The organism is Pseudomonas sp. CM27 (genome assembly GCF_013179515.1).
GTDB lineage: Bacteria > Pseudomonadota > Gammaproteobacteria > Pseudomonadales > Pseudomonadaceae > Aquipseudomonas.
This window is the reverse complement of record NZ_JABMCN010000480.1, coordinates 1-780: the sequence shown is the minus strand read 5'-3', so window position 1 is coordinate 780 and position 780 is coordinate 1. Positions and strand designations below refer to the sequence as shown.

Below are 780 nucleotides of genomic sequence, written 5' to 3'. Positions count from 1 at the left end.
GGATCAGCTACGACCCACACGGACCCGAGGTGGTAATGGCAGAAGCCTATGACCAGGTCAAGGCCGAGAACGAGGCGCTGCGCAAGGATGCCGAGCGGTATCGCTTCGTGCGGAACCCGATAGGAACCAGTTCGCCGCTGGCTATCTGGAACGAGGGGAAGATGCCCTTGTTCAGCGGCATGGCGGATGCAGTCGTTGACGAGTACATGGCGAAAGAGCTGACCAACAAAGGCCATGGCCATGTCTTCCCGCGTCATGACGGTGTCAAGGCAAAGTGCGGAGGCCCAGGCTTGTGCGCAGAGTGCGCTGCAGATCAGCAGGCCAAGGAGGCGAGCCATGACTGATGTGATCGGGCTCTCCTTCATCATTTTGTGCCTGTTGCTCATGTTTCAGGGAGGCCAGCCATGACTGACTTCGTGATGCACAGCATGGCCGACGCCAATCGTCTCTTCGGCATCCTGCAGGCCCAGGACTTCACCCGGCCCAAGAAGATCGTCATCAAGGACCAGGACCGCAGCGGCGAGCAGAACAAGAAACTGCACGCCTGCCTGTCCGATATCGCCAAGCAGGTCGAGCACGCTGGCAAGAAGTGGGACGTCCTGATCTGGAAGCGCCTCCTGACGGCCGCCTGGCTGCGTGAGAGCGGCGAACAACCTCAACTGATACCAGCGGTAGACGGCAACGGCTTCGACGTCGTGTATGAGCGCACAAGCCAGCTCAGCGTGAAGCAGTGCGCGAGTCTGCTGGAGTGGATTCAGGCGTTTGGCGCTGAGCACCAGG

The 780-nt window shown here is 60.3% G+C and carries 1 protein-coding gene and 1 pseudogene; both read left to right on the top strand.

Annotated features, from left to right (window positions below; genetic code table 11):
• Positions 1-344: pseudogene (locus HP547_RS29080) on the top strand (hypothetical protein); the annotation flags it as partial.
• Between the two features lie 75 nt (positions 345-419).
• Positions 420-780: recombination protein NinB (locus HP547_RS29075; RefSeq protein ID WP_306140797.1), on the top strand; the 361-nt coding region annotated here is incomplete at its 3' end.